This is a genomic window from Millisia brevis NBRC 105863 (genome assembly GCF_001552615.1).
GTDB lineage: Bacteria > Actinomycetota > Actinomycetes > Mycobacteriales > Mycobacteriaceae > Millisia > Millisia brevis.
Genome location: NZ_BCRN01000023.1, coordinates 16,207 through 43,020 on the forward strand (window position 1 = coordinate 16,207; position 26,814 = coordinate 43,020).

General features: G+C 70.2%; 26 protein-coding genes. 19 read left to right on the forward strand and 7 right to left on the reverse strand.

Going from position 1 to position 26,814, the window contains the following annotated elements; genetic code table 11:
• Positions 1 to 4 precede the first annotated feature (4 nt).
• The 4 genes from MB1_RS22665 to MB1_RS22680 form a co-directional block, all read right to left on the reverse strand.
• Complete coding sequence (locus MB1_RS22665; protein ID WP_066912999.1) at positions 5 to 715, reverse strand: VOC family protein; 711 nt, start codon at positions 713 to 715, stop codon at positions 5 to 7.
• Entirely contained in the window at positions 712 to 2,676 is a 1,965-nt protein-coding gene (locus tag MB1_RS22670) for a putative bifunctional diguanylate cyclase/phosphodiesterase (RefSeq protein ID WP_084352483.1), read from the reverse strand. Before MB1_RS22670 ends, MB1_RS22665 begins: the two co-directional genes overlap by 4 nt.
• Before the next feature lie 80 nt (positions 2,677 to 2,756).
• Positions 2,757 to 3,809, reverse strand: coding sequence for a FecCD family ABC transporter permease (locus tag MB1_RS22675; protein WP_218000300.1), 1,053 nt, complete (start codon positions 3,807 to 3,809; stop codon positions 2,757 to 2,759).
• A complete protein-coding gene (locus MB1_RS22680; protein WP_084352485.1) occupies positions 3,806 to 4,855 on the reverse strand; it encodes a FecCD family ABC transporter permease in 1,050 nt (349 codons plus the stop codon). The genes MB1_RS22675 and MB1_RS22680 overlap by 4 nt, the downstream gene beginning before the upstream one ends.
• A gap of 21 nt (positions 4,856 to 4,876) precedes the next feature.
• Here MB1_RS22680 and MB1_RS22685 point away from each other — a divergent pair, with 21 nt between their 5' ends.
• A complete protein-coding gene (locus MB1_RS22685; RefSeq protein WP_066913003.1) occupies positions 4,877 to 5,938 on the forward strand; it encodes an ABC transporter substrate-binding protein in 1,062 nt (353 codons plus the stop codon).
• Positions 5,928 to 6,749, forward strand: coding sequence for an ABC transporter ATP-binding protein (locus MB1_RS22690; protein ID WP_066913005.1), 822 nt, complete (start codon positions 5,928 to 5,930; stop codon positions 6,747 to 6,749). Before MB1_RS22685 ends, MB1_RS22690 begins: the two co-directional genes overlap by 11 nt.
• Before the next feature lie 19 nt (positions 6,750 to 6,768).
• Here the strand turns inward: MB1_RS22690 and thpR are convergent, their stop codons facing one another.
• Positions 6,769 to 7,371 (reverse strand): RNA 2',3'-cyclic phosphodiesterase, encoded by a 603-nt coding sequence (thpR, locus tag MB1_RS22695; RefSeq protein WP_245650321.1) that lies wholly within the window; start codon positions 7,369 to 7,371, stop codon positions 6,769 to 6,771.
• 122 nt (positions 7,372 to 7,493) lie between these two features.
• Here thpR and MB1_RS22700 point away from each other — a divergent pair, with 122 nt between their 5' ends.
• The 6 genes from MB1_RS22700 to MB1_RS22725 all read left to right on the forward strand — a co-directional run bounded on the left by MB1_RS22700 (position 7,494) and on the right by MB1_RS22725 (position 13,648).
• Complete coding sequence (locus MB1_RS22700) at positions 7,494 to 8,009, forward strand: O-acetyl-ADP-ribose deacetylase (RefSeq protein ID WP_066913008.1); 516 nt, start codon at positions 7,494 to 7,496, stop codon at positions 8,007 to 8,009.
• Positions 8,002 to 9,354, forward strand: a complete 1,353-nt coding sequence (locus MB1_RS22705) for a cryptochrome/photolyase family protein (RefSeq protein ID WP_066913011.1) — start codon at positions 8,002 to 8,004, stop codon at positions 9,352 to 9,354. Before MB1_RS22700 ends, MB1_RS22705 begins: the two co-directional genes overlap by 8 nt.
• A gap of 77 nt (positions 9,355 to 9,431) precedes the next feature.
• Positions 9,432 to 10,007 (forward strand): TetR/AcrR family transcriptional regulator, encoded by a 576-nt coding sequence (locus tag MB1_RS22710; RefSeq protein ID WP_281190356.1) that lies wholly within the window; start codon positions 9,432 to 9,434, stop codon positions 10,005 to 10,007.
• A gap of 143 nt (positions 10,008 to 10,150) precedes the next feature.
• Positions 10,151 to 11,068 (forward strand): acetoacetate decarboxylase family protein, encoded by a 918-nt coding sequence (locus MB1_RS22715; RefSeq protein WP_066913015.1) that lies wholly within the window; start codon positions 10,151 to 10,153, stop codon positions 11,066 to 11,068.
• Between the two features lie 31 nt (positions 11,069 to 11,099).
• The gene (locus tag MB1_RS22720) at positions 11,100 to 12,068 is read left to right on the forward strand and encodes an alpha/beta hydrolase (RefSeq protein WP_066913017.1); all 969 of its coding nucleotides are present in this window, start codon (positions 11,100 to 11,102) and stop codon (positions 12,066 to 12,068) included.
• A 218-nt stretch (positions 12,069 to 12,286) separates the two neighbouring features.
• A complete protein-coding gene (locus MB1_RS22725) occupies positions 12,287 to 13,648 on the forward strand; it encodes an HNH endonuclease signature motif containing protein (protein ID WP_066913066.1) in 1,362 nt (453 codons plus the stop codon).
• A gap of 108 nt (positions 13,649 to 13,756) precedes the next feature.
• Here MB1_RS22725 and MB1_RS22730 read toward each other — a convergent pair whose 3' ends face one another.
• Positions 13,757 to 15,499 carry an alkaline phosphatase D family protein gene (locus tag MB1_RS22730; protein WP_245650319.1) on the reverse strand — a complete coding sequence of 581 codons (1,743 nt, stop codon included), beginning with the start codon at positions 15,497 to 15,499 and terminating at the stop codon, positions 13,757 to 13,759.
• A 236-nt stretch (positions 15,500 to 15,735) separates the two neighbouring features.
• On the opposite strand from MB1_RS22730, the gene hisD reads away from it, so the two are divergent.
• From hisD to MB1_RS22770, 8 genes are all read left to right on the forward strand, one after another.
• Positions 15,736 to 17,112, forward strand: a complete 1,377-nt coding sequence (hisD, locus tag MB1_RS22735) for a histidinol dehydrogenase (protein WP_066913068.1) — start codon at positions 15,736 to 15,738, stop codon at positions 17,110 to 17,112.
• Entirely contained in the window at positions 17,109 to 18,266 is a 1,158-nt protein-coding gene (locus MB1_RS22740; protein WP_066913021.1) for a histidinol-phosphate transaminase, read from the forward strand. Before hisD ends, MB1_RS22740 begins: the two co-directional genes overlap by 4 nt.
• A gap of 29 nt (positions 18,267 to 18,295) precedes the next feature.
• Positions 18,296 to 18,925 carry an imidazoleglycerol-phosphate dehydratase HisB gene (gene hisB / locus MB1_RS22745; RefSeq protein WP_066913070.1) on the forward strand — a complete coding sequence of 210 codons (630 nt, stop codon included), beginning with the start codon at positions 18,296 to 18,298 and terminating at the stop codon, positions 18,923 to 18,925.
• A 180-nt stretch (positions 18,926 to 19,105) separates the two neighbouring features.
• Positions 19,106 to 20,038 (forward strand): phosphate/phosphite/phosphonate ABC transporter substrate-binding protein, encoded by a 933-nt coding sequence (locus tag MB1_RS22750; RefSeq protein WP_066913072.1) that lies wholly within the window; start codon positions 19,106 to 19,108, stop codon positions 20,036 to 20,038.
• A 46-nt stretch (positions 20,039 to 20,084) separates the two neighbouring features.
• Entirely contained in the window at positions 20,085 to 20,918 is an 834-nt protein-coding gene (gene phnC / locus MB1_RS22755) for a phosphonate ABC transporter ATP-binding protein (RefSeq protein WP_066913023.1), read from the forward strand.
• Entirely contained in the window at positions 20,915 to 22,639 is a 1,725-nt protein-coding gene (gene phnE / locus MB1_RS22760; RefSeq protein WP_218000301.1) for a phosphonate ABC transporter, permease protein PhnE, read from the forward strand. Before phnC ends, phnE begins: the two co-directional genes overlap by 4 nt.
• Positions 22,636 to 23,787: a TIGR03364 family FAD-dependent oxidoreductase gene (locus MB1_RS22765; protein ID WP_066913074.1), complete on the forward strand. Its 1,152-nt coding sequence runs from the start codon at positions 22,636 to 22,638 to the stop codon at positions 23,785 to 23,787. Before phnE ends, MB1_RS22765 begins: the two co-directional genes overlap by 4 nt.
• Positions 23,784 to 24,494: an HAD family hydrolase gene (locus tag MB1_RS22770; protein ID WP_066913025.1), complete on the forward strand. Its 711-nt coding sequence runs from the start codon at positions 23,784 to 23,786 to the stop codon at positions 24,492 to 24,494. Before MB1_RS22765 ends, MB1_RS22770 begins: the two co-directional genes overlap by 4 nt.
• A 34-nt stretch (positions 24,495 to 24,528) precedes the next feature.
• Here MB1_RS22770 and MB1_RS22775 read toward each other — a convergent pair whose 3' ends face one another.
• The gene (locus MB1_RS22775; protein WP_066913027.1) at positions 24,529 to 24,900 is read right to left on the reverse strand and encodes a superinfection immunity protein; all 372 of its coding nucleotides are present in this window, start codon (positions 24,898 to 24,900) and stop codon (positions 24,529 to 24,531) included.
• 202 nt (positions 24,901 to 25,102) lie between these two features.
• Here MB1_RS22775 and hisH point away from each other — a divergent pair, with 202 nt between their 5' ends.
• The 3 genes from hisH to priA all read left to right on the forward strand — a co-directional run bounded on the left by hisH (position 25,103) and on the right by priA (position 26,812).
• A complete protein-coding gene (gene hisH / locus MB1_RS22780) occupies positions 25,103 to 25,747 on the forward strand; it encodes an imidazole glycerol phosphate synthase subunit HisH (RefSeq protein ID WP_066913029.1) in 645 nt (214 codons plus the stop codon).
• The gene (locus MB1_RS22785) at positions 25,744 to 25,971 is read left to right on the forward strand and encodes a hypothetical protein (protein ID WP_066913031.1); all 228 of its coding nucleotides are present in this window, start codon (positions 25,744 to 25,746) and stop codon (positions 25,969 to 25,971) included. Before hisH ends, MB1_RS22785 begins: the two co-directional genes overlap by 4 nt.
• 109 nt (positions 25,972 to 26,080) lie before the next feature.
• On the forward strand, positions 26,081 to 26,812 hold the full coding sequence (priA, locus tag MB1_RS22790) for a bifunctional 1-(5-phosphoribosyl)-5-((5-phosphoribosylamino)methylideneamino)imidazole-4-carboxamide isomerase/phosphoribosylanthranilate isomerase PriA (protein WP_066913033.1): 732 nt from the start codon (positions 26,081 to 26,083) through the stop codon (positions 26,810 to 26,812).
• The last annotated feature ends 2 nt before the right edge of the window (positions 26,813 to 26,814 follow it).

Here is a 26,814-nt window from a genome sequence, read left to right on the forward strand (position 1 = left end):
GCGGTTACCGCGGCGCCGGGGTCAGCAGGGTCAGCACCGCACCGCCGGGGTCGGCGACCGCGGTCACCCGGCCGGTCGGGGTCTCCCGCGGCGGCACCAGGACCGTTCCGCCGAGCGTCGCGACCTGCTCGATCGCGGCGTCGAGGTCGAAGTGGGCCAGGTAGACCATCCACCGCACCCCGATGAAGCCGGCCAACTCCGGCGGCAGGGCCAGCCGACCGGCGACCGGACCGGCGGGACCCAGCAGCAGGGCGTACTCCGGGGTGTCGGTCGGGGCGAGGCCGAGCTCGAAGACGGTCGGGTAGAACGCGTCCGCGGCGGCCGGATCGGTGGTCATGTTCTCGAACCACACCGCGCGACCGGGCCCCGGCGGGGGCAGCGGCACGTCGGTGCTCTCGCCGACCAGCAGATGCGCGCCGACCGGATCGGCCAGCGCGAGACCGGCCGGATCGTCACCGAGGACCCGGCCACCGGCGGAGACGATCCGCTCGGCGGCGTCCCCGGGCGACGCGAGCACCGGGAACCACCCGGCGCCGGCCACCCCGACCGGCGCGATGCCCGCCACCGCGGTGCCCTCGCCGTCGACCGCGGCGCCCACGCCACTGCCCGGCAGGGTCCAGCCGAACAACTCCCGGTAGAACGGCGCGATCACGGCGACATCCGCGGTGCGCAGGGCCACCGCTATCGGCAGACCGGGGGCGGGCTGATCGGTCACGAACTCTCCTCGTCGGATTCGAGCACCCGCAGCAGATCGGCGAGCGGAACCGGGCGCCCGAGATGGAAGCCCTGCGCTTGGTCGATCCCCAGGGCACGCAGCGTGGTCACCAGCGCCTCCCGGTCGACACGTTCGGCGACGGTCTGCATACCCAACCGCCGCGCCACCATGACCACCGACTCGACAAGGGCCCGATCGACGGGATCCGTGTCGACATGCGCGATGAATTCGCCGTCGATCTTAACCGCCGTGAACGGCAGGTGCTTCAGATGCGAGAACGAACCGAAGCCCGCTCCGAAGTCGTCCAGGGCGAAGCCGCATCCGGCTGTGACCAGCGTCGTCGCCAACTTCCGGGCGGCGTCGACCGATGCGATCGCAGCGGTCTCGGTGATCTCGACACCCAGCCGATAGGGCTCGACCCCGGACCGGGCCAGCACGCCCAGGATCCAATCGCCCAGCTCCGGGTCGGCGACCGAACGGCCGGAGATGTTGACGTCGAGTCGCAGCGCGCGCCGCCGGGCCTGCGGTGTGGCGAGCGCGGCCACGGCCTGTTCGATCACCCACCGATCGAGGCGCAGGATCAGGTCGGTGCGCTCGGCGGCGGGCAGGAAATCGGCCGGGCCCATCGGCGGGTCGACGTCGTCCGCGAGCCGGATCAACACCTCGTGCGCGACCGTCGTCGGACCCTCGGGACCCCATCCGTCCAGGGCGAGGATCGGTTGGACGTGCAGCCGCATCGCTCCCTCATCGAGGGCGGTCGCCACCCGCTGCAGGACCGAGACGCGGTGCGCCGCCTCGTCGTAGTGGTTCGAGGCGAAGACCCGCGCCCGATTGCGGCCGGCGTCCTTGGCCTTGTAGAGCGCCAGATCGGCGCGTGCGACGGTCACCTCGTAGTCGCTGCCCGGTGCGATATCCGCGACGCCGATGCTCGCGGTGATGTGTAGCGTCGAATCCTCGATCACCACGGCGGGGCCCGAGATCACCCGGCAGAGGCGGTCGGCGAATCCGGCGGCCGCCTCGATCGACCAACCGGGAAGGACCACCGCGAATTCGTCGCCGCCGAGACGGCCGAGCAGCATGTCCGGTTCCACCTCGTCCGCCAGCCGTTGGGCGAGGGTGCGCATCACCTGGTCGCCGGCGGCGTGCCCGCGCAGGTCGTTGATGTCCTTGAAGTGGTCGACGTCGATCAACAACAGGGCCCCACCATGGTCGCGCGCCGCGCAATCGGCCACCCGGTCGGTGATGCGACGACGGTTCGACAGCCCGGTCAACGGATCGTGATCGGCCAGGTAGGCCAGCTGCGCCCGGGCACGATGCTGCTCGGTGATGTCCTGGGCGGTGCCGAGCACGCGGATCGGTCGGCCGTTGTCGGTGATCACCTCGCCGTAGCACTCGAAGACCCGCTCCGATCGCAGGTCGGCCAGGAACATGCGGTGGGTATAGGAGAACGGGGTGCCCTCGGCGAGCGCCCGGTCGAGGGTCTGCTCGATGGTCGGCACGTCGTCCGGATGCAGCATCGACCGATAGGTCGGATAGTCCAGGGAGATGCCCTCGGGAAGTCCGAACAGGCGCAGCAGCGCCTCCGACCAGGAGACCGAGTTGTCGGACAGGTCCCACGTCCAGGTGCCGACCTTGGTCAGGGCCTCGAGCCGGGAGAGCCGCCACTGCTGATGTTGATCGAGATCGTCACCATCGTCGGAGGGTGCGTCGATCTCGTAGAGCACGGCGTCGCCACCGGAACCGACCAGACGATGTGCGGTCACCACGACCGGCACCCGGGAACCGTCCGACAACGGCCAGTCGACCGGATGGGGTTCGGCGTCCGTGGTGACGCCGCCCAGCATCCGGACGAGGGCGTGATTCGTGGGCACGTCGACGGACGGCACGTCGCACCAGCGCACGTCACCATCGACGATCACCAGTCGCCGAACCGGAGTGGTCTCCGATGGGCGACCTCTCATGGGGTACCTCCGGCAGTTGTCTGCGGTCCCCGACCCCGACGGCCATTTTGGCAGGTTGTCCGCGCGAAAGGCCGGCGGCCTCAGGACTTCTTCCCGCGCAGCACCAACAACCAGGCGAGGTAGAGCCCTCCCACCGCACCGGTCACCAGCCCGACGGGGATCTGAAATGGACTGAGCAATCGGCCGGCCAGCAGGTCCGCGACGCTCAACAACAGCGCCCCGGTCATCGCCGAGGCGACCAATGCGGTGCCCTGCGCGCCGACCAGCCGCCGAGCCATCTGCGGTGCGGCCAGGGCAACAAAACCGATCGGTCCGGCGCAGGCGACCGCCACCGCGGTCAGCGCCACCCCGACCACCAACAGCGCGGTGCGGGTGCGGGTGACCGGGACGCCGAGAGCGGCGGCCAGATCGTCGCCGATCTCGAGGGCGCGCAGGGTGGGGGAGAGCAGCCCGACCAGCAGGATCGGCACCACCGCCAGCACCAGCGGCACGGTGACGTGGGACCAGCCGACCGCGTTGAGGCTGCCGAACTGCCAGGTCCGGGCGGCTTCCGCGGACTCCAGATCCGCCCGGGTGATCAGATAATCGTTGACCGACGCCAACATCGCACCGACGGCGATGCCGACGAGAACCAGCCGTTCGCCACCGAGACCGCGCCGGATGCTCAGCACCCAGACGACCGCCGCGGTCGCCAGACCACCGATCACCGCGCCCGCCGCGACACCGCCGGGAGCGCTCGACCCGGCCATCAGAATGATCAGCAGACCGCCGGTCGCGGCGCCGGTGGTGAACCCGATGATGTCCGGACTGCCGAGCGGATTGTTCGACAACGCCTGGAAGATCGCCCCGGCCAACGCCAGAACGGCGCCGAGGACCGCCGCGGCCAGCGCCCGCGGAAGCCGTTGGTCGAGGACGAAGAAACGCGTCGTCGTCTCGCCCCCACCGGTGAGGATCGCCCACAGCTCGCGCGGCGGGATCTCGTAGGTGCCGGTCGTGATCGCGATCGTCAACACCACGAGGGTCGCGATCAGCAGCAGCAACGAGATCCCGATGCTGCGCACATGGCCGAGGACGGTCCGCTCGCCGGGCAGCGCGACGACGACGAAGTCGGCCAGCACCCGCGGCCGGGTCACTTCACACCCGTACGCACGCGCAGCACCAACAGCAGCAGCACCGGCGCGCCGACGAAGGCCGTCACGATGCCGACCTCGAGTTCGCCCGGCCGGACCAGCAGTCGGCCGAGGATGTCCGCCGCCAGGACCAGGATCGGGCCCACCAGCAGCGACATCAGCAACACCATCCGCTGGTCGACACCGATCAACAGGCGCACCACGTGCGGGACGACCAGGCCGACGAAGCCGATCGGCCCCACCGCCGCCGTCGCGCAGCCGCACAGCACGGTCAGCACCACCAGACCGATCAGCCGGATGCGCCGCACATTGATGCCCAGGCCGGTGCCGATGTCGTCGCCGAGGGCCATCGCGTTGAAGTGGGCACCCAGCAGCAGCGCGATCACGGCGGCGACCGCGATCGGACCGACGAGCAACGCCACGGTCGGCATGTCGGCGGACGACAGGGCCCCGACCATCCAGAAGCGGTACGAGTCGAAGGTGCGGCTGTCGAACATGGTGATCACGCCGATCACCGCCGACATGCTCGCCGAGAGGGCCAATCCGGCCAGCACCAATCGGGTGACGTCCTCGGTGGCGCTGCGCATCCCCAACCAGGTGACCATCACCGCGGCGAGCCCGGCGCCGACCAGTGCGAAGCCCATCCGGCCGAGGGTGCCGCTCACACCGAGCAGCGAGATCGACAGCACGACCGCCAGGGACGCGCCGGCGTTCACCCCCAGCAGGCCCGGCTCGGCCAGGGGGTTGCGGGTGATCACCTGCATGACCGCGCCGGCGACCCCGAGGGCGATCCCGACGATCACCGCGAGCAGGGTGCGCGGCACCCGCAGTTGCCGCACGACGATCGCTTCGGTGGTGTCACCGCCGGCGCGCAGGGCGTCCCAGGCGTCCGGAAGCGGGATCGGGCGGGCGCCGACCGCGATGCTCACCAGCAGCAGGATCGCCAGCAGCGCGACACAGATCAGCAGCACGACCAGGACCCGCAGCGGATGAATGCGCGGTGATGGTGTGTCCGATGTGACACCGGGGGCCCCAACCGTCAACGACATAGGTAAATCTAACCTTGCTTCATGGCCGTACGTCGCATCACGATGTCCCTGGGTTCGATCCTCGTCGCGACCGCCCTGACCGGCGCGCTGGGAGCGTGCTCCGCCGATACCGACACCACCGGGTCGACCGATACGGCGTCGAGCTCCGACTCCGCGGCGTCGAGCGGTTCGACCGCGGACTCCGGGTTCGTCGCCCCCCGCGGGATGCCGGAGGGCAAGGGTAGCGAGGCCGCCGACGGCGAATTCCCGCGCAGCGTCGTGCACTTCGCGGGCACCGCGGAGATCCCGGCGGCGCCGGAGCGGATCGTGGTGATCGCCACCGGGCAGGCGGACGCGTTGTTGACCCTGGGGCTGGTGCCGGTCGGCGCCGCGGCCGGGTCCGGCGCCGAGGCGGTCCCGACCTACCTGCGCGAGCAGTTCCCGGACCGCGCCGCCGACCTCGACGCGATCACCGCCGTCGGCGACCGGTCGACCCCGGATGTCGAGGCGATCGGTGCGCTCGAGCCGGACCTGATCCTGCTCAACTCTGCCGGCGACGACGACGGTCGCAACTACGCGGCGTTCAGCAATATCGCTCCCACGGTGGTCACGCAGGGCACCGGGCTGTACTGGAAGCAGGACTTCGCGCTGCTCGCCGATGCCGTCGGCAAGCGCGACGAGGCGCTGCAGTGGCTCGACAGCTTCCAGTCCGATGCCGCCGATGTCGGGGCGAACGTCGACACCGGCACCACCGTCTCCTTCACCCGGCTTAACGGCGATCGCCTGCGGATCTTCCAGGTCGCGTCGTTCCCGGGGTCGGTTGCCGACGACGCCGGTATCTCCCGCCCGGAGAGCCAGCAGGCCCGCGACGAGACCTCGCAGGACATCAGCCCGGAGGAGCTCGACCGGGCCGACGCGACGTGGCTGCTCTACGGCGTGCAGGGCGATCCGGCCGAGCTGACCGATATGCCGCTGTGGCCCACGCTCGGCGCGGTCGCTGCCGATCATGCGGTCTCCGTCGACGACGACGCGTTCTACCTCAACGCCGGCCCGACCGCCGCGCGGGTGGTCCTCGACCAGTTGCAGCAGACGGTTGGCAGCTGATCCGAACGTTCCGGTCGGCGACGAGGACGTCCTCGTCGCCGAATCGGTGACCCTCGGCTACGACGCCCGAACGGTCTGCCGCGACGTCCGCGTGGCGATCCCGCGCGGCTCGTTCACGGTGATCCTCGGGCCGAACGCCTGCGGCAAGTCGACGCTGTTGCGGGGGATGGCCCGCCTGCTGCGGCCGACCGCGGGGCGGGTGGTGCTCGACGGGCGCGCGATCCTCGAGATGCCGTCGAAGGAGTTGGCCCGCCGGTTGGGGCTGCTCCCGCAGGGGGCGGTGGTACCGGAGGCGATCACCGTCGGCGGCCTCGTCGCGCGCGGCCGGTTCCCGCACCAGAGCCTGCTGCGGCAGTGGTCGTCCGCGGACGAGATCGCCGTCGCCGGGGCCCTGCAACGCACCGGCATGCTCGAACACGTGCACCGGCGCCTCGACGAACTGTCCGGCGGGCAACGCCAACGGGTCTGGATCGCGATGGTGCTCGCCCAGCAGACCGAGCTGCTGCTGCTCGACGAGCCGACCACCTACCTCGACGTCTCCCACCAGGTCGAGGTCCTCGAGCTGTGCCGCACGCTCAACCGTCGGGAGGACAAGACGATCGTCGCGGTCCTGCACGACCTCAACCAGGCGGCTCGATATGCCGACCACCTGGTGTTGATGAAGGACGGCGCGGTCGTCTGTACCGGTTCACCGACCGACGTGATCACTCGCGATCGGGTGACCGAGGTCTTCGGATTGGCCTGCGAGGTCTTTCCCGATCCACTGACCGGCAGCCCGATGGTGGTGCCGCTGCCGCCGCGCGACCAGTGACCCGCCTCGGCTGCGCTGGTCAGCGGCGTCCCAGCGACCACGGCGGAATCGACGGTGGGGCGACGGCGATCGTCTCGACCGTCTCGTAGCGGGGGCTGCCGTTCGGACCCTGGCCGAGATGCGACTCGATCAGCTCGATCCGGTCGACCGACCACTGCGGCCCCGAGTAGCCGGCGAGCAGGTTCACCCAGCGGATCAGGTCGGTGGGGCGCGAGGTGCGCGCGATCGTCAGGTGCGGGCGGAATCGGGTGCCGTCGACCGTCGCCCCGGAGACCGACCCGGCGTTGCGGGCGCCGACCGACAGCGCGTCCAGCTGCCGCAGATCCTCCGCCTCGGCGTGCACTCCGGCCCAGAGTGCCCGCCCCGCGGCCGGATCGGGGAACGCGCCGCCGCTGCGCAGCGCCAGGCGGATCGGCAGATGCCGGTCGGCGGTGGAGTGCAGCCGCTCGATCAGCTCGTCGAGGCGATACTCGGGCACGCTCTCGAAGAAGGCCAACGTCAGGTGATAGTGCTCGGACCGGGTCCATCGCAGTCCGGCATCCCTACCGGCCGACCGTCGCGGTTCGAGGAACTCGTCGAGATCCTCGACAACCGACTCGGGCGGGACCGCTGCCACAAACATGCGCACGGGAGGTCAGCGTAACCGCCGCTCCCGATGGCTCCGGCGGCCACGATGGGGATTCCCTCCACGCGGCGCGCGATGCGGACATTCGGCCGGTCGGGCCGCGTTGACATACTCACCCGATGGCCGACATCGAGATCGTCGAGGGCGACATCACGCGGCAGGAGGTCGACGCGATTGTCAACGCCGCGAACAGCACCCTGCTCGGCGGGGGTGGCGTCGACGGGGCGATCCACGCGGCGGCGGGGCCGGCGTTGCTCGCCGAGTGCCGGCAGCTGCGGGCGACGCGCTACCCGGACGGGCTGCCGGTCGGTGAGGCGGTGGCGACCGGGGCGGGGGAGCTGCCGGCGCGCTGGGTGATCCACACGGTCGGGCCGAATCGGCACGCCGGGCAGGTCGACCCAGAGTTGCTCGCGTCGGCCTTCCGTACCAGCCTCGGCGAGGCCGAACGGATCGGTGCGACGTCGGTGGCGCTGCCGGCGGTGAGCGCCGGCGTCTACGGCTGGGATCGCGACACCGTCGCGCGGATCGCGATCGACACTGCCCGCGCCCACCGGGGACCCCAGCTGCGCACGGTCCGCTTCGTACTCTTCGGCCCCGCCGTCTTCGCCGCGTTCGACGAGGCCGCGCGTGCCTGACGTTCTGCTCTGGCTGCGCCGCGACCTGCGGCTGCACGACCTGCCGGCGCTGCTCGCCGCCGCGGACGCCGCCGACGGGGGGCGGGTGCTGCCCGTCTTCGTCCTCGATCCCCGGCTGCTCGGGCGTTCCCCGGTCCGCGACGCCTGCCTGATCGACGCGCTCACCCGGGTCACCGACAGTTACGACGATGCCCTGGTGCTGCGCCACGGCCGCCCCGAGGACGTCATCCCCGACCTGGTGCGATCGATCGGTGCCCACTCGGTGCACATCACCTCCGACGCCGCGCCCTTCGGTGTGCGCCGCGACGAGGCGGTCGCGGCCCGGCTCGACGGCGTCCCGTTGGTGCGCACCGGCAGCGGCTACGCGGTCGGCCCCGGCCGGGTGCACACCGCGACCAACACCCCTTACAAGGTGTTCACCCCCTACGCGCGGGCCTGGCGCGAGCACGGATGGCGGGCCCCCGCGACCGTGCCGACCGGCCTGCGCTGGATGCGGACCGTCGAGACCGAGGACCTGCCGACGCGGCCCGACGTCGCGGCCGATCTGCCCGAGGTGGGGGAGCGGTCGGCGCTCGAGCGGTGGGCGCGGTTCCGCGAGGACATCGACTCCTACGACGAGGACCGCGACCGTCCCGACCTCGACGCCACCAGCCGGCTGTCGGTCGACCTGAAGTGGGGCACGATCCACCCGCGCACCCTGCTCGCGGATCTGCGGGGCCGCGCGGGCGCGGGCGTGGAGCGGTTCGTCACCGAGCTCGCCTGGCGCGAGTTCTACGCGGATGTGTTGTGGCACAACCCCGATTCCGCCTGGCACGACCTGCGCCCGATGCCGGGCATGGCCTACGACGACCCGGACGCGGACCCGGCGGTGGCCGATGCCGTCGATGCGTGGCGGGAGGGACGCACCGGATATCCGTTGGTCGACGCGGGGATGCGTCAACTCGCCGCGCAGGGCTGGATGCACAACCGGGTCCGCATGGTCACCGCGAGCTTCCTGGTCAAGCACCTGCACGTGTGGTGGCCGGTCGGAGCGCGCTGGTTTCTCGATCATCTCGCGGACGGCGATGTCGCGAGCAACAATCACGGGTGGCAATGGGTCGCCGGTACGGGAACCGATGCGGCGCCGTACTTTCGGATCTTCAACCCGACCGCGCAGGGTGAGAAGTTCGATCCGAACGGCGAATACGTGCGCCGCTGGGTCCCGGAACTGCGCGGCGTCACCGGCCGCGCCGTGCACAAGGGAGCGGCCGCCCCCGGGGCACGCGGATATCCGCAACCGATCGTCGACCATCGCGAGGCGCGATCGGAAGCGCTGCTGCGCTACGAAACCTCCCGCCGCGGATAGCCGGCCGGGTGGATGCGGCGCGCCGACGTGGGAGGATGGACGTCGTTCGTAGGACGGGGGAGGAGAAGGAGGTTCCCGTGCAGCCGGCGACAACTCGCGAGAGTTACCACCACGGGAATCTTCGCGCCACCCTGATCGACACGGCGATGGAGATGCTCGAGGACGGCGAGGCCTTCTCGCTGCGGGCGGTCGCCCGGCGCGCGGGTGTCTCGCAGACGGCGCCCTATCGGCACTTCGCCGATCGAGAGGCGCTCGAGTCCGCCCTGGCCGTCCAGGGCTTCCGCGATCTGAAGCAGTCCCTCATCGAGGTGCACGGTCTGCCGACCACCCCCGATCAGGTCGCCGACCTCGCCGTCGCCTACGTCGACTTCGCGTTGCGCCGCCCGGCGTTGTTCAAGCTGATGTTCGGCAACGCGTGCGACCCGACCGACGCCGAGCGCGTCCGTGCCTCGGATGAATTGCACGAACTGGTCGCCGCCGCGCTGACCTCGGTCGTCCCCGACGCCGACCCGGCACTGGCCACCGCGGGGTGGGGGCTCGCCCACGGGCTGGCCTTCCTGCACCTCGACGGCAAGCTGGCCGCCGACGACATCGCGCAGGTCCACGACCGCGTGCGCAGCGCCTTCTCCGCAGTCTTCGCCAACCGCACCTGACCTCCCTTTCCGGACGATTCCGTTTCGACCGTGGTCTGGTTCGCAGGACCCCCTCTTCTAGTGTTGACAGTGAACACACGACGGTTCTACCGTGATGTGACGGCCGTAAACATGTGTGATCTTGTCAACCGAAGGATTGCTCCGTGGCCCCGTCCACCATCGCTGACACCGTCGACATCGAACTCGGCGGCCGGACCGTCTCCGTCCCCAAGGGAGGCCTGTTCGATCGCTACCGCATGAACACCGACCTCGACCGGGTGGCCGCCGACCCCCGGGTACCGGGCGTCGATTTCTTCCGATCCCTGCCGAAGACCGCCGTCGAGTCCGCGATCGGCCCCACCCTGACCCCGAACTTCTACTACCGGATGTCCAAGGCGCAGGTGACGATGCTCGCCCCGCTGCGCGCCATCCGCACCCGGCTGCCCGCCGATCTGGAACCGCTGCGGGCCGGCCCGCGGACCGGCCTGGTCTCGGTGGTCTTCTTCCGCTACGACGTCTGCGATATCGACTTCTACACCGAGGTGGCGGTGGCCATCGCGGTGCGCCCGCCCGGACGCCGACGGCTGGCGCCGCTCGACACCGCGTCGACCGTGGCCTTCGACAGCACGCACGCCTATGTGCTGTCCCTGCCGGTCAACACCGAGATCGCCCGGATTCGCGGCCACGACGGCTACGGGTTCCCCAAGTGGACAACCGATATCGACGTCGACATCGACAGCCGCCGCGTGACCGCCCGAGTCGCCAACGAGCACGGCGGAACCGATCTCGCACTATCGGTCGATACCCCGAAGCAGCGGCGAAGCGCCGACGGCGCCACGATCTCCACGCTGACCTCCTATACCCGGCCCCGCGATTCCTGGCACGAAACCCTCAGCCAAACAAACGTTCTGGCGTCCGGATCGCGCCTATTCCCGCGGCATGTCGACCTCGAGCAGGGCAGTGGTCGACTGACCGACGACCTGCGTTCGGTCGAGGCGGGACGGGTCCTGCGCCTCGACGTCGTCACCGAATGCCAGAACGCCCTGCATCTTCCCGTCCCGATCGCCGTGCCCGCCCGATAACCCTCCAGCCGAACAGAATCGAGGAATCGTCGTGACCGAACTACCCCCGCCCATCACCCCCGTTCTGGAGCCCGCCGCTGCGGCCCTCGCCGAGGCGACCGACCCGCATCCGCGCATCTACGAGGTCCCGCCGGAGCAGGGGCGGCAGATCCTGGTCGACCTGCAGAGCGACCCGAGCGTGCCGCGGCCCGAGGTCGACGAGGAGTGGGTCGAGGTCGACGCGGGGGAGTGGGGGACCGTGCGCACCCGGATCATCCGCCCGAAGGGGGTGACCGGTCCGCTGCCCGTGCTGTTCTACATCCACGGTGCCGGTTGGGTATTCGGCGACGAGGTCACCCACGACCGGCTCTTCCGGGAGCTGGCCGTGGGCGCCGGGGCGGCGGGGGTCTTCCCCGTCTACGACCGCGCGCCCGAGGCGCCCTATCCGACGCAGGTCGAACAGAATTACGCCGTGGGACAGTGGGTGCTCGACCACGGAGCCGAACACGGTCTGGACACCTCCCGGATCGCGGTGACCGGCGAGTCGGTGGGCGGCTGTATGTCGGCGGTCTTCACCCTGATGAACTCCGACCGCGGCGGCATCGACCTGAAGGCGCAGTGCCTGCTGTACCCGGTGACCAACGCCGACTTCGACACCCCGTCGTATCTTCAGTTCGCGGAGGGCTACTACCTCACCCGCGAGGGCATGCAGTGGTTCTGGGATGCCTACACCAAGGACCCGGAGCAGCGGGCGCAGAAGTACGCCACCCCGCTGCAGGCGACCGTCGACGAGCTGCGGGGACTTCCGCCGACCCTGGTGATCACCGACGAGGCCGACGTGCTGCGGGACGAGGGGGAGCAGTACGCCAACAAGCTGCGCGAAGCGGGCAACGATGTGACGTCCGTTCGGGTGGCCGGGATGGTCCACGACTTCCTGCTGCTGGACAGCCTGCGCGATACCAAGGCGGCCAACGTTGCCCGCGGTCTGGCGATCGACTTCCTGCGCAACGCACTTCGCTGATCGAGCGGCGGTCGGTCGCCGCCCGGGCGGATCCGGGCGGCGACCGCTCCCGGTCTGCGCAACGTGCCGGTTCACGTTGTGGATATCGCGGATTCCGACGCCGATCTGTGGATAGCGAGGTTGACACCCCTGCGGTTGTGTGAGTTGAACATCGAATTGCGTTGCTGCAAAGGTTCACTCGAGAGAACGTGTCGGTGGTGTCCGCTATCGTTCGGATCATGGATATCGGGGAGATCGACGAGGAGTTCGACATCATCGAACGACACCTCGCCGTGCTCGCCCACGCGTCGATCGACCGGTTGACCACGCACGAGTGGCTACACGTGGTCGAACGGTACGAAAGACTCACCCGAATGGCCTTCGCCGGACAACGAACCCCCTTGGCCCGGCTCGCCGAAGTCGGACCCGAAGGGTTCGGCGGGGAAACGATCACGTCGGTGATCGCCAACCGGCTGCGCATCACACCCGGCCAGGCCGGAGACCGGCTGAACGACACCGCCGATCTCGCGCCACGTTTGTCGTTCACCGGCCACGATCTGCCACCGGTATTGGGGCACACCGCCGAGGCAGAGCGCAGCGGTCTGATCGGGCGCGAACACATCACGGTGATCCGTCAGTTCTTCCACCATCTGCCCGCCGAGGTGAACCACCAACACCGTGAGGACGCGGAGAAGCGCCTCGCGGAACTGTCGCTGACCATGCGCCCCGACGAGGTGAAAACCAACGCAAAACGCCTCGCCGCGCACCTCAACCCCGACGGCAACTTTTCCGATCAGGACAGGGCGCGCACACGATCCTTCCGGATGGGGCCACAGGGTGTGGACAGGATGCGATCGGGATCTTTCTGTGTCACCCCCGAAGTGGGTGTCTACCTGGAAACCATCTTCGCGAAGCTCGCCGCGCCGGGAATGTGCAACCCGGAGGACGCCACCCCGACCGTGGACGGCGTCCCCGATCCGGACGCTGTTCGACGCGATGGGCGCACCCCCGCGCAACGCTGCCACGACGCCCTGGCCACCCTCTGCCGCGACGCGCTCGCCACCGACCGGCTCGGCTCCCACCGCGGTCTTCCGGTCACGATCATCGCGACCGCCACCGTCCGGGATCTGCAGCAGCAAGCCGGGGTCGCCACCACCGCCGGCGGGTCGCTACTGCCGATCCGCGAGCTGATCACCATGGCCGCCCGCACCGACCGCTACCTGGCGATCTTCGATGATCACCACAGTCGACCGCTCTACCTGGGTCGTGCGAAACGGCTCGCCTCGGCGGATCAACGTGTCATGTTGTGCGCGAACGATCGCGGCTGCACCTTCCCCGGTTGCTCGATGCCCGCGTCGATGTCCGAAGTGCATCACGTTCGGGAGTGGGCCGACGGCGGCAGCACCGATATCAACAACCTGACGTTGGTCTGCCCCTCCCATCACCGGCTCATCGGCAGCAACCGGTGGCGCACCACCAGGCACGGCGGACGCACACACTGGACGCCACCACACCACATCGACCCCACTGGAACACCCCGCACCAACACCTACCACCACCCCGAGCAGCCACCGACCGAACCAACGGCCCAGCCACCGTGACCACGACTGCAGAACACCATCCCCGTCCTCGGCCCGGTTTGTTGTCGCTCCGGCACCGACTCGGGAATCACGGCGAAACTCGAGCCGACACACCACCGAGCAAGGTCTCTACCGGGAGACTACGTGCGCCGACTGCGCCGGGTGCACGGGCAGCGGCAGGACTGCGGTGGTCGACAGCCGTTGGGAGGCAACATTGTCGCCGGACGACGTCGCATGAGCGACCTCGACGGCCAGCTCGGCGCCGGGTCCGTCCGGAACGGTCAGGATCATCACCCCGTTGTCGAACCAGGGGCCGTCGGTCACCGACCAATCGACGCCCGATTCACGGACGCCGGCGCGGCGGGCCAGCGCACGGGCCCAGCGGATGACGCTCGGCCGGCCGGCGATGCGATTGACGATCCGGATCGGCAGCTCCAGGGGATTGCGGAACGGCGACATCGTCAACTGGTACATCGAGCGGCCGGCGATATCGGCGCGGGCGACGTAGGAGCAGTGCACATCGCCGGAGAGCCACAACACCCGCCGCGGGGCGTCCGGGCGTCCGACGATCTCGCGCGCGAGATCCATCATCGCCCGGAACGATGCGGCGAACGCCGCCCAATGCTCCAGATCGACCGCGAGCCGGATGCGTTCGGCGAGCGGCGACCACCGCTGCCCCCATGCCCCTTCGGCGGTCGCCTCGTTCCACTGTTCGAGGTGGTGCAGCGCGGGGAGCATCAGCACCGGCAGCGACGTGCCGAAGAGCACGGTCTCGGGTGGATCGGTGAAGACCTGCTCGCGCACCCACTCCCATTCGCGGCTGTCGACCACCGCCCGGTTGCCCGGTTCGAGGCTGCGCGAGCAGCGCGAGTCGATCATGATCAGCCGGGTCGATCCGATATCGCGGGTGAACGACCAGCGCGCCGAACTCGGCTCGGCGTCCGCGCGCACGACGAAGTCCGCCAACAACAGCTCGCGCCGGGTATCGGACGTCGCCTTGCGGATCGCGGCGTACATCGTGTCGCGGGCCAGCGCCTCGGGGGAGAGGTTGCCCAGATGTTGGTAGACCCAGTACGACGACATCGCCCCGATCACCCGGTCCCGGAACCAGTGGGTGGCGGTGACCGCCGCCCGCCACTGCGCCGAGGAGTTCCAGTCGTCGCGCAGGTCGTGGTCGTCGAGGATCATGCAGGTCGGCACGACGGCGAACAGTTCGCGCACCGCCGGCTCCGACCACGACTGGTGATAGAGCCAGGTGTACTCCTCGAAGTCGCAGATCTCGTCGATCACCTCCGCATCGGTCGGCCCGATACCCGCGGCCCGACGCATCCGCAGGCGGTGGAGGATCGGCGCGGTCGGGTTGTCGGCGTAGACCTGATCGCCGAGCAGGGCCAGCAACTGCGGCCGTTCGGACGGCTGCTGCAGCTGCACCCGCCACGCCAGTCCGACCAACGCGTCCGCACCGATCTGTCGCAGCGACCCGGGGCTGTAGTCGTCGCCCCGACGGCAGGAGCCGAAGGCGATGCGCGCCGGGGTGTCCGCGGACCCGGTGGTGCGAAATATCGGGGGAGGCCCGTAGGCGGGCCAGGACACCGGCTCGTCGACGGGGCCGGCGCCGGGATCGACCGGATCGGTCGGGTCGGTCGGATCGGGGGTGACCGTGACGCCGTACTCGATCGCGGTGTCGGCGGGCAATCCCTCCAGCACCAGCAGGGCGTAGTGGTGGTCGTAGAGACCCCACGTGTGGTCCTCGACGGTGACGCCGACCGACGTGGTGACGGTGATGGTCGCCGGACGGGCGGTCTCGAACCACACCGTCGCCCGGTGATCGTCGACGTACCTCAGGATCGGGCCCAACACCAGGGGGGACACCAGTCGCACCTCCACAGCCAACCGTCCCGCGCAGGGCGGAGCGGGTGGACGTCCCTCGCCCACCGGACGAAGTCTGTGTCTCCCGCGTGGTCGCTCGCCGGCATGTGCCTGTGAGAACCCCGGGAATCCGGGAGACCGGCCGCCGACGGCGGAAGTTCGGCGACGGGGATAATCGACGGTGGCGGCGACCCGGAAGCTGCGGGACGCCGCGCCGAATCGAACCCGAAGGGATGGGCATGTCCGAATTTGCGTTGCGCCGTATCGACCTGCGGGGGGCCACTCCGTCGTTGTCGCAGCTGCGCGCGCATCTGCCCCGCGGCGGTGTCGACGTCGAAGCGGTCCTGCCGACCGTCGCACCCGTGGTCGATGACGTGCGCACCCGCGGCGTCGCGGCCGCCCTGGACTACACCGAACGCTTCGACGGCGTGCGCCCCGACCGCGTGCGCGTCCCGGCCGACGAGCTGACCCGCGCCCTGCGCGAGCTGCCCGCCGACGTGCGCGCCGCCCTCGAGGTGTCGATCGAGCGGGCCCGCGCGGTACACGCCGACGAGGTGATGCCCGAGACGGTCACCGAACCGGCCCCCGGCGGCGTCGTCTCCCGGCGGTGGATCCCCGTCGACCGGGTCGGCCTCTACGTGCCGGGCGGCAACGCCGTCTACCCCTCCAGCGTCGTGATGAACGTGGTGCCCGCGCAGGTCGCCGGCGTCGAATCGCTGGTGATCGCGTCCCCGCCGCAGGCCGCCTTCGGGGGACTGCCGCACCCGACCGTGCTCGCCGCGGCCGCCCTGCTCGGGGTGACCGAGGTGTGGTCGGTCGGCGGCGCGCAGGCCGTCGCGTTGCTCGCCTACGGCGGCGTCGACACCGACGGCTCCGACCTCGACCCGGTCTCGATGATCACCGGCCCGGGCAATATCTACGTCACCGCCGCCAAGCGCCTCTGCCGCGCGGTGGTCGGCATCGACGCCGAGGCCGGCCCGACCGAGATCGCGGTGCTCGCCGACGATTCCGCCGACCCGATCCACGTGGCCGCCGACCTGATCAGCCAAGCCGAGCACGACGTGCTGGCCGCCTCGGTCCTGGTGACGCCCAGCGCCGACTTCGCCGCGGCGGTCGACGCCGCGATCGGCGTCCAGCTCGGCTTCACCAAGCACCTCGAGCGGGTGCGCACCGCGCTCGCCGGCAGCCAGTCCGGTGTGGTGCTGGTCGACACGATCGACCAGGGCCTGCGGGTGGTCGACGCCTACGCCGCCGAACACCTCGAGATCCAGACCCGCGACGCCGACGAGGTCGCCGCTCGGGTCCACAACGCGGGCGCGATATTTGTCGGGCCGTGGTCGCCGGTCAGTCTCGGCGACTACTGCGCCGGGTCGAACCACGTCCTGCCGACGGCGGGCTGCGCGCGCTACTCGTCCGGCCTGAGCGTGCAGACCTTCCTGCGCGGGGTACACGTGATCACCTACAGCCGCGACGCGCTCGCCGCGGTCGGTGGCAGCGTGCGCACCCTCGCCGACGCCGAGGACCTGCCGGCCCACGGCGAAGCGGTGCGGCTGCGCTTCGAAACCCTCGAGGGCGAGGCCCTCGCTCCCGAGACGGTGAACGGAGCCGCCCGATGACCGCCGATCTCGACCGGGCGCCCGTCGGCGCCGGCGTCACCCTCGACGAGCTGCCGCTGCGGGACAACCTGCGCGGCAAGCGTGCTTACGGCGCACCGCAATTGACCGTTCCGGTGCAGCTGAACACCAACGAGAACCCGCACCCGCCGTCGGCCGCGCTGGTCGACGACGTCGCCGAGTCGGTCCGCGAGGCCGCCCGCGAGTTGCACCGCTACCCGGACCGCGACGCGGTCGCCCTGCGCTCCGACCTGGCGGCCTATCTGACCCGCGCCACCGGGGTCGCGTTGACCGTCGAGAACCTGTGGGCCGCCAACGGCTCGAACGAGGTGCTGCAGCAGCTCTTTCAGACCTTCGCCGGGCCGGGCCGCCGCGCGCTGGGCTTCAAGCCGTCGTACTCGATGCACCCGATCATCTCCTCGGGCACCGACACCGAGTGGGTCGATGCCGCCCGCCGCGACGACTTCTCTCTCGACGTCGACGCCGCGGTCGCCGCGATCGCACACCACCGTCCGGACCTGGTGCTGGTCACCAGCCCCAACAACCCGACCGGCCACAGCCTCGGGCTCGACGAGATCGACCGGATCATCACCGCGGCACCGGGCATCGTGATCGTCGACGAGGCGTACGCCGAATTCTCCGACGAGCCCAGTGCGGTCACGCTGCTCGACCGCCACCCCCGTTCGCTGGTGGTCAGCCGCACCATGAGCAAGGCCTTCGCCTTCGCCGGCGGCCGCCTCGGCTACCTGGCCGCCTCGCCCGCGGTCGTCGAAGCGATCCAACTGGTCCGCCTGCCGTACCACCTGTCGGTGGTCACCCAGGCCTCCGCGCGCGCCGCCCTGCGGCACGCCGACGAAACCCTTTCCACGGTGGCGGAATTGGCCCGCGAACGCGACCGGGTCGCCGCCGCGCTCACCGGGTTCGGCTACCTGGTCTCGCCGAGCGACGCGAATTTCCTGCTCTTCGGGCGCTTTTCGGACGCGCCGGCGGCCTGGCAGCGCTTCCTCGATGCCGGGGTGCTGATCCGCGACGTCGGCATCCCGGGGCGGCTGCGCACGACCATCGGGCTGCGGCAGGAGAACGATCGGCTGCTCGAGGTGGCCGCGGAATTGGCCGGCGAGGTCCTGGCGACCCCGGCGGGAGAGGACACACCGTGACCGAAACCATCAACTCCACAACCACGGACATCACCTCGGAGGGTCCCGTCGGGCGCAGTGCGCGAATCCATCGGGCCACCAAGGAATCCGACATCACCGTCGAACTGAACCTCGACGGCAGCGGCACGGTCGACATCTCGACCGGGGTGCCCTTCTACGACCACATGCTCACCGCCTTCGGTGTCCACGGCGGCTTCGACCTGACCGTGCAGGCGGTCGGTGATATCGACATCGAGGCCCACCACACCGTCGAGGACACCGCGATCGTGCTCGGCCAGGCCCTCGGACAGGCATTGGGCGACAAGCGCGGTATCCGCCGCTTCGGCGACGCCTTCATCCCGATGGACGAAACCCTCGCCCACGCCTCCGTCGACGTCTCCGGCCGGCCCTACTGCGTGCACAGCGGCGAGCCGGATCATCTGCTGCACGCGCAGATCGCCGGCTATCCCGGCCCGCCGTACTCGACGGTGATCAACCGGCATGTCTTCGAATCGCTGGCGATGAACGCCCGCATCGCACTGCATGTTCGGGTGCTCTACGGCCGCGACCAGCACCACATCACCGAGGCGGAGTACAAGGCGGTCGCCCGGGCACTGCGCGAGGCGGTCGAACTCGACCCGCGCGTCATCGGCATCCCGTCGACCAAGGGCAGCCTGTAGCGCGTCCGAATTGTCGTATTGTCGTGGCGTAGGGACCAACCGTCGATAAACGGATCCGTTCGACGGCGGTGATCGGTGTTCACCCGGGTGAACACCCCCGGAAGTCTTCCGAACAGGTCTTTTCGGCGTGCCCGCGGGTCGGGCACAGTGCTCGAGGTTCCCTCGATCCGAAAGGCCGACATGTCGCTCCACTCCCGCCGTACCTCGGTGCTCCTCGCCGCGGCGACCGCGCTCGTTCTCGGAATCTCCGCCTGTTCCGGATCCTCGGGTTCGTCGGACTCGTCGAGTAGCGGTTCCTCCACTGCGGGTTTCGCGGTTGACGCGGACACGCTCGTCTTCGGCGTCGTGCCCGACTCGGTCGACACCGAGACCAACTACCAGCCGCTGATGGACTACATCGCGCAGGAGACCGGCAAGCAGGTCGAGTACTTCGAGTCGACCGACTACGCGGCGCTGATCGAGGCGGCGATCGCCGGCAAGATCGACGTGGCCTCCTTCTCCGGATTCACCTACGTCACCGCGAAGAACAACGGCGCCGAGATCTCCCCGATCTCGTCGATCGTCACCGAGGAGGGTCAGCAGCCCGGCTACTACTCCGAGGCGATCGTCCCCGCCGACAGCCCGATCACCTCGATCTCCGAATTCCGCGGCAAGAAGGTCTGTTTCGTCGATCCGTCGTCGACGTCCGGCTACCTCTTCCCGAGCTACAACCTGCTGCAGGCGGGCATCAACCCGGAGACCGACATCACCCCGGTCTTCGCCGGCAAGCACGATGTCAGCGTTCAGAAGGTCGGCGAGGGCACCGAATGCGAGGTGGGCTTCGCCGAGGACAGCGAGGTCGCCAAGTCCGACGCGGTCAAGGTCGTCGAGCGCACCATGGTGCCCGGCGCCCCGATCGTCGTCTCCGACGCGCTTCCCGCCGACATCAAGCAGCGGGTCACCGACGTCCTGTCGAATGTGACGGTCGACCAAATCGTCGCCGCCGGAATCACTTCGGCCGATACCGATGGCTTCCGCAGCGTCTTCTTCGAGACCGAGCCGGTCGATGACGCCTACTACGACATCATCCGCGATATCTGCGCGGAGACCAACGCCAAGCAGTGCCAGAGCTGATCGACGCATAGCGGCCGAGTACAACGGCCCCGGGAGGTAGGTCTCGATGACCGGAACAACTGCCGCGTCGACCACGGTGGTCGAATTGACGGACGTCACCAAGAGATTCGGCGACACCGTGGCCCTCGATCGGGTGTCACTGACCGTCGCCCGTGGGGAAATCCTGGTGCTGCTCGGACTTTCCGGTTCGGGCAAGTCGACGCTGTTGCGACATCTCGACGGTCTCGAGGAGCCCACCTCCGGGTCGGTGACGGTCCTCGGTGAGTCGGTGCCCCGGCTGCGCGGGAAAGCCCTGCGCTCCCTGCGCAGTCGGGTCGGCTTCATCTTTCAGCAATTCGAACTGGTGCCGTCGCTGACGGTGCTCGAGAACGTCCTGACCGGATCGCTGGCCACGCTGCGCGGCCCGCGGCTCGGCCTGTTCTCCTATGGTCGCGCCTCCAAGCTGCGGGCGTTGACCCATCTCGACCGGGTGGGGCTGCTCGACCGGGCCTACCAGCGCGCGGACACCCTCTCCGGCGGCCAGCAGCAGCGGGTCGCCATCGCGCGGGCGCTGATGCAGGATCCGGAGGTCCTGCTCGCCGACGAGCCGGTCGCCTCCCTCGACCCCGAGTCGAGCTCCCAGGTGATGGCGCTGATCCGCGAGATCGCCGCCGACGAAGGTCTGACCGTGGTGTGCAGCCTGCACCAGGTCGACCTGGCGATCGACTGGGCCGACCGGATCGTCGGCCTGCGCCGCGGCAGCGTCGTGCTCGACACCACGACCGACGGCCTCGACAAGGCGCAGGTCATGGAGATCTACGGTCGGGTCGCGACCACCACCGAGGAGATCGTCGCGGTCCAGACCGAACTGCACGAGGCCCGGCTCGAGGTCGGTCGGTGACGCTGACCGCGCCGCCGCGGCCGGATCAACCGGCATCGGGCAGCGTCGCGGAGCGGGCCCCCAAGAGGCCCCTGCAGCCGGAGCGGATCGCGGCGATCCTCACCCTGATCGCCCTGGTGGTCGCCTCGGTCGCCGCGCTGATCGACATCGACATCTCGCTGGGCAACGTCTCCGACAGTGTCGACAACGCCGAACGATTCTTCCATCGCGTCGGCGGACTGAAGTTCCCCGAAGCGGGGGAGTTGCTGTCGCTGACGCTGCTGACGCTCGGCCTGGTGCTGACCGGCACCCTGCTGGCGGCGGCCCTGTCGGTGCCGATCGCCTATCTCGCGGCGGAGAACACCAGCCCCGGACCCGGCTGGCGGGCCGCGGCCCGCTTCATCGGCGTGCTCGCCCGCGCCGTCCCCGACGTCGTCCTCGCAATGGTCTTCGTGCTGCTGTTCTCCCTGGGCTCGCTGCCCGGCATCCTGGCGATCGGGCTGCACTCGATCGGCATGATCTCCAAGATGTTCGCCGACGCGATCGAACAGATCGACGAGGGACCGCGCCTGGCGATCCGCGCCGGCGGCGGAAGCCGCCTGCAGGAGTTCGGGTCCGGCGTCCTGCCGCAGGTGATGCCCTCCTGGGTGGCAACGGTCCTGCACCGCAACGACATCAACCTGCGCGGCTCGGTCATCCTCGGCTACGTCGGCGTCGCCGGCCTCGGCCTGGAGATGTCCTACGCGTTCAAGTCGCTCGACTACGGCCTGGGCCTCGGCATCGCCCTGGTGATGTTCCTGCTGTGCGTCGGCATGGAGATCGTGTCGAGCACCGTGCGGGCCGCGATGCTCGGCACCGGCGGCTCCGGGGGCTTCGGCGCTCGCATCGCCGGACTGCTGCGCCGCCGTGGGGCGGCCGATACCGCCCTGCCCGGCGACATCTTCGCCACCCCGGGGGCGGCGCTGCGCCGCCCGTGGACACTCTCGCGGGTCCGCAACGTCACGGCCGGCTGGGTCGCCGCGATCCTGGTGGTGCTCGCCGTCTGGGTCAGCGACATCACCTGGAGCGACTTCTTGACCTTCTGGGCCAAGCTGCCGCCGGTGCTCGCCTCGTTCTGGCCGCCCAACTTCGGCGTCTACGGCGCCGAGACGATGTTCCGGGCCATGTGGGACACCATCGTGATCGCGCTGGCCGCAACGCTGCTCGCGATCATCGCGTCCCTGATCATCGGGTCTCTCGCGGCCCGCAATGTCGCGCCGAATCGACCGGTGCGCGGCGGCTTCCGCCTGCTGCTGGTCGTCATTCGCGGTATCCCCGAACTGATTCTGGCGATCGTGTTGATCGTCATCACCGGCCTGGGTGGCCAGGCGGGCACCCTCGCGCTCGCGATCGGTGGTGTCGGATTGCTCGGCAAGCTGATCGCCGACTCGCTCGAGGAGGTGCCCGGTGGTCCGGAACGGGCGCTGGCCGCCGCCGGCGCCGGACGCGGCCAGATCTTCGCCGGCGCGACGGTGCCGCAGAGCACCCGCGCCCTGATCGGCCACTCGTTCTACATGTTGGACACCAATATTCGCTCCGCGACGATGCTCGGCCTGGTCGGCGCGGGCGGTGTCGGCTACTACCTGCTCAACGCCGGACAGGGCTCGAACTACCAGTTGGTGTCCTCGATCGTGCTGATGATCCTGGTGACGGTGCTGCTGGTCGAGGGTCTGGCCATGTGGATGCGGCGCGTCTTCCGGTGACGAGCGTCGATGTCGCGGTTGTCGGGTCGGGGATCGTCGGACTCGGCGTCGCCTACGCCGCGGTGCGCCGCGGCCTGAGCGTCGCGGTGGTCGACCGCGCCGATCGGCCCGGCGGCGCCAGCGTCCGCAATTTCGGGCATCTGTGCATCGGCGCGCAGATCGGCCCGGCGCGCCGCTACGCCGACCGCTCGCGTGACCTGTGGCTGAGCCTGGGCGCCGCGGCCGGTTTCGAGGTCCGGCGGTGCGGCACGATCGTCGCCGCCCGGCACGAGGACGAGATGGCGGTGCTGACCGCCGCCGCGGCCGACGGCGGCATAGACCTGCTCGACCACCGCGAGGTGCTCACCGCGGCGCCGGTCGCGCCCGACCGGGTGATCGGCGGCGCCCGCATCCTGCCCGACCTGCAGGTCGACCCCCGCACCGCGACGCGGCAGATCGCCGAGCACCTCACCCGGCGCGGCGTGGAATTCCACCGGCGCACCGCCGCCGTCGCCGTCCGCCCCGGGGTACTGACCACCACCCGCGGCGAGATCCACGCCGGCACGATCGTCGTCTGCGTCAATCACGACCTCGACCACCTGCTTCCCGAGGTCGCCGAGGACATCGGTCTGCTCCGCTGCGCCCTCGACATGCTGCGGGTGCGCGCCGATCTGCGGCGGCCGTTGACCGCGCCACTGCTGACCGGGTGGTCGATGTTGCGCTACGGCCGCTTCGCGCAGCAGCCGCTGATCGCCGCGGTGCGGGCGCGGCTGCACACCGACCGTCCCGACCTCGCCGCGGTCGACGTCAACCAGATGTACACCCAGTTTCCCGACGGTTCGCTGATCGTCGGCGATACGCACGAGCGGGCCGTCGACGTCGACCCGTTCCGCGCCGAGGCGGCCTCCCGGTTGCTGCTCGCCGCCACCGAGGACCTCTTCGGCATCCCCGCGCCGACCGTCGTCGAACGCTGGACCGGCGTCTACGCCTCCGGGCCGCAGCCCTTCGTCGACCGCGAACCGCAGCCCGGCGTGATCGTGCTCGGCGTGGCCACCGGCATCGGCATGACCACCGGACTCGGCCTGGCCGAGGAACGCATCGGGCGCGTCCACGGCGATCTCGGCGTCCGCGATATGTCCATCCCCCGATCCACCCGAGGAGCACAGTGACCGCGTCGTCGACTCCCAGCGCCCCCTTCGAATTGCCGGACACCACCGAACTGGTCGTCCTCGACATGGCCGGCACCGTCGTGCGCGACGACGGCTTGGTCGAGGTGGCCTTCGCCCGCGCCGCGGAGGGCACCGGCATCGCCGGCCGCCTGCCCGAGGGGGAGGCGCAGCAGTACGTGCGCGACACGATGGGCATGTCGAAGATCGAGGTCTTCACCGAGCTGGCCGACGGCGACGTCGACCTCGCCGAACGGGCCAACCTCGAATTCGAGAAGGCCTACGCCGAACTGGTCGGCGAGGGGCTCGTCCGCCCGATCACCGGGGCCCGCGACACCCTGATCGCGCTGCGCGAAGCGGGCCTGGCCGTCGCCTTCACCACCGGTTTCGCGCCGGTGACCCGCGACGCGATCATCGATGCCCTCGGCTGGCGGGACCTGGTCGACGCCGCGTTGTCGCCGGCCGACGTCGGCCGCGGCCGGCCCGCCCCCGACCTGATCCTCACCGCACTGATGCGCACCGGGACAACGGCCGTCGACGCGGTGACCGTCGTCGGGGACACCACCAGCGATGTGCTCGCCGGGCATCGGGCAGGCGCCGGTCTGGTCGTCGGCGTGCTCTCCGGCGCCCACGACCGGGCCGCGCTCGAGTCGGCCGGGGCGGACCTGATCGTCGACGACGTCACCCGACTGCTGCCGCCCGGCCGCTGACCCGGTCGGCGCTGATCGGTACCCGCCGACCGGGTCAGTGCCGGTCGCGGGCGAAGGGCCGGTCGTCCAACGAGTCACCCTCGCCGTAGCGGCGGGCCTGGGATCGGGTGATCGGGCCGTGATGGCGCAGCGGATCCGACCACTGCTCCCGGCTCGGGCTCTGCCGTCGCCGCCGGTGCGGATCGACCGAGCCGGCCGCCATGATCATCGCGGCGATCCACCCGATCACCGTCCAGCCGAGGAACAGGTTGATCGCCGCGAGCGTGCCGGTCTCCGGGACCCGGCGCAGCAGCGCCACGATCGTCGGCGTCAGATAGAGCAGGCCGAAGATCACCAGTGCCACCGCCGGAACGAACAACTCCGAGGGCCGCACGAGATCATCGGCGAGAACGAGTGTGTTGACCATGACGACCTCCCGGGCTGCCTCGTACCGATATGACCCGGCGGTCGCTGCTGCGTGAGGGCGCCCCCGGGTCATCAGGATGGCCGGTGGGGCTGTTGGTTCCCTGTGGAGAAGGCCACAAATCGGTCAAGAATCCGGTCGGGAGGCCGGCGGCGGACGAACCGCCCGCCGATCCGGCCGGCGCGGCCCCGGTTAGGCTTTGTCCATGGGTTCCGGTACGTCACCGACGGTTGCGCTGCTCGACTACGGCTCGGGCAATCTGCATTCCGCCTACCGGGCGCTGCTGCGCGCCGGGGCGGACGTCACCGTGACCTCCGACCGGGCGACCGTCATGGCCGCCGACGGCCTGGTCGTCCCCGGAGTCGGGGCCTACGCCGCCTGCATCGAGGGTCTGCGCGGGGTCCGCGGCGACGAGTTGATCGACAAGCGCCTCGCCGGCGGCAAGCCGGTCCTGGGCATCTGCGTCGGCATGCAGGTGCTCTTCGACAGCGGCGTCGAATTCGGCATCGAGAGCGAGGGCTGCGGACAGTGGCCCGGTGTCGTCTCGCGCCTCGACGCCCCGGTCGTCCCGCATATGGGCTGGAATACCGTCTCCGCCCCCGCCGACAGCGTGCTCTTCGCCGGCGCCGAGCCGGATACCCGCTTCTACTTCGTGCACTCCTTCGCCGCCCTGACCTGGGATATGCCGACCTCCGAGACATTGGTCCCGGCGAAGGTGACCTATGCGCATCACGGGGTCGACTTCGTCGCCGCCGTCGAGAACGGCCCCCTGTCCGCCACCCAATTCCACCCGGAGAAGTCCGGTGACGCCGGGGCGCGCCTGCTGCGCAACTGGGTGGACACGCTGTGAGTGCGGGGGAGTTCTCCTTCGCCCGCCACGCGGTGGTCACCCTCGGTGCGGCCACCGCCGGTCTCGCGGCGATCGTGATCGTGTTGATGATCGTGCAACCGGGCCCGGTCGGGAGCCTGATCGTCGTCGGGGTCGGCCTCGTGCTGACCGTGCTGCTGCTCGGCTGGGTCGCCCGGCGCAACCTCGAGCGGCACGTCGGGGAGTCCGACCGCGACGGTTCCTGAGCGGTCCACCCACTCCAACCCCGCGCTTCCGGCCCGTCCGGAGGCGGCAGCCTCGTCGCGGAGGCGCCGCTGAAACCCACCCCGTCGCGAGGCAGTAAGGTCGACACCCGTGAGTTTGGTCCTTTTGCCCGCCGTTGATGTCGCCGACGGCCAGGCCGTCCGCCTCGTCCAGGGTGCCGCCGGAAGTGAAACCACCTACGGCGCCCCGCTGGACGCCGCCCTCGCCTGGCAGGCCGGTGGCGCCGAGTGGGTGCACCTGGTCGACCTGGACGCGGCTTTCGGGCGCGGATCCAACCGGGGGTTGCTCGCCGAAGTGGTCGGCAAGCTCGACGTACAGGTCGAACTGTCCGGCGGCATCCGCGACGACGAGTCGCTCGCCGCGGCGCTGGCCACCGGCTGCGCCCGGGTCAATCTCGGCACCGCCGCCCTCGAGGATCCGACCTGGTGCGCCCGCGTGGTCGCCGAGAACGGCGAACGCGTCGCCGTCGGCCTCGACGTGCGCATCATCGACGACCAGTACCGGCTGCGCGGACGCGGCTGGGTCAGTGACGGCGGTGACCTCTGGGAGGTGCTCGAGCGCCTCGACCGCGACGGCTGCGCCCGCTACGTGCTGACCGACGTCGGCCGCGACGGCACCCTGACCGGACCGAATACCGAACTGCTGCGCCAGGTCTGCGCGGCCACCGACAAGCCGGTGATCGCCTCCGGCGGCGTGTCGAGCCTCGACGACCTGCGGGCGTTGGCGGAGCTGACCGACACCGGTGTCGAGGGAGCGATCGTCGGCAAGGCGCTCTACGCCGGCAACTTCACCCTGCCCGAGGCGCTCGCGGCGGTGCGATAAGG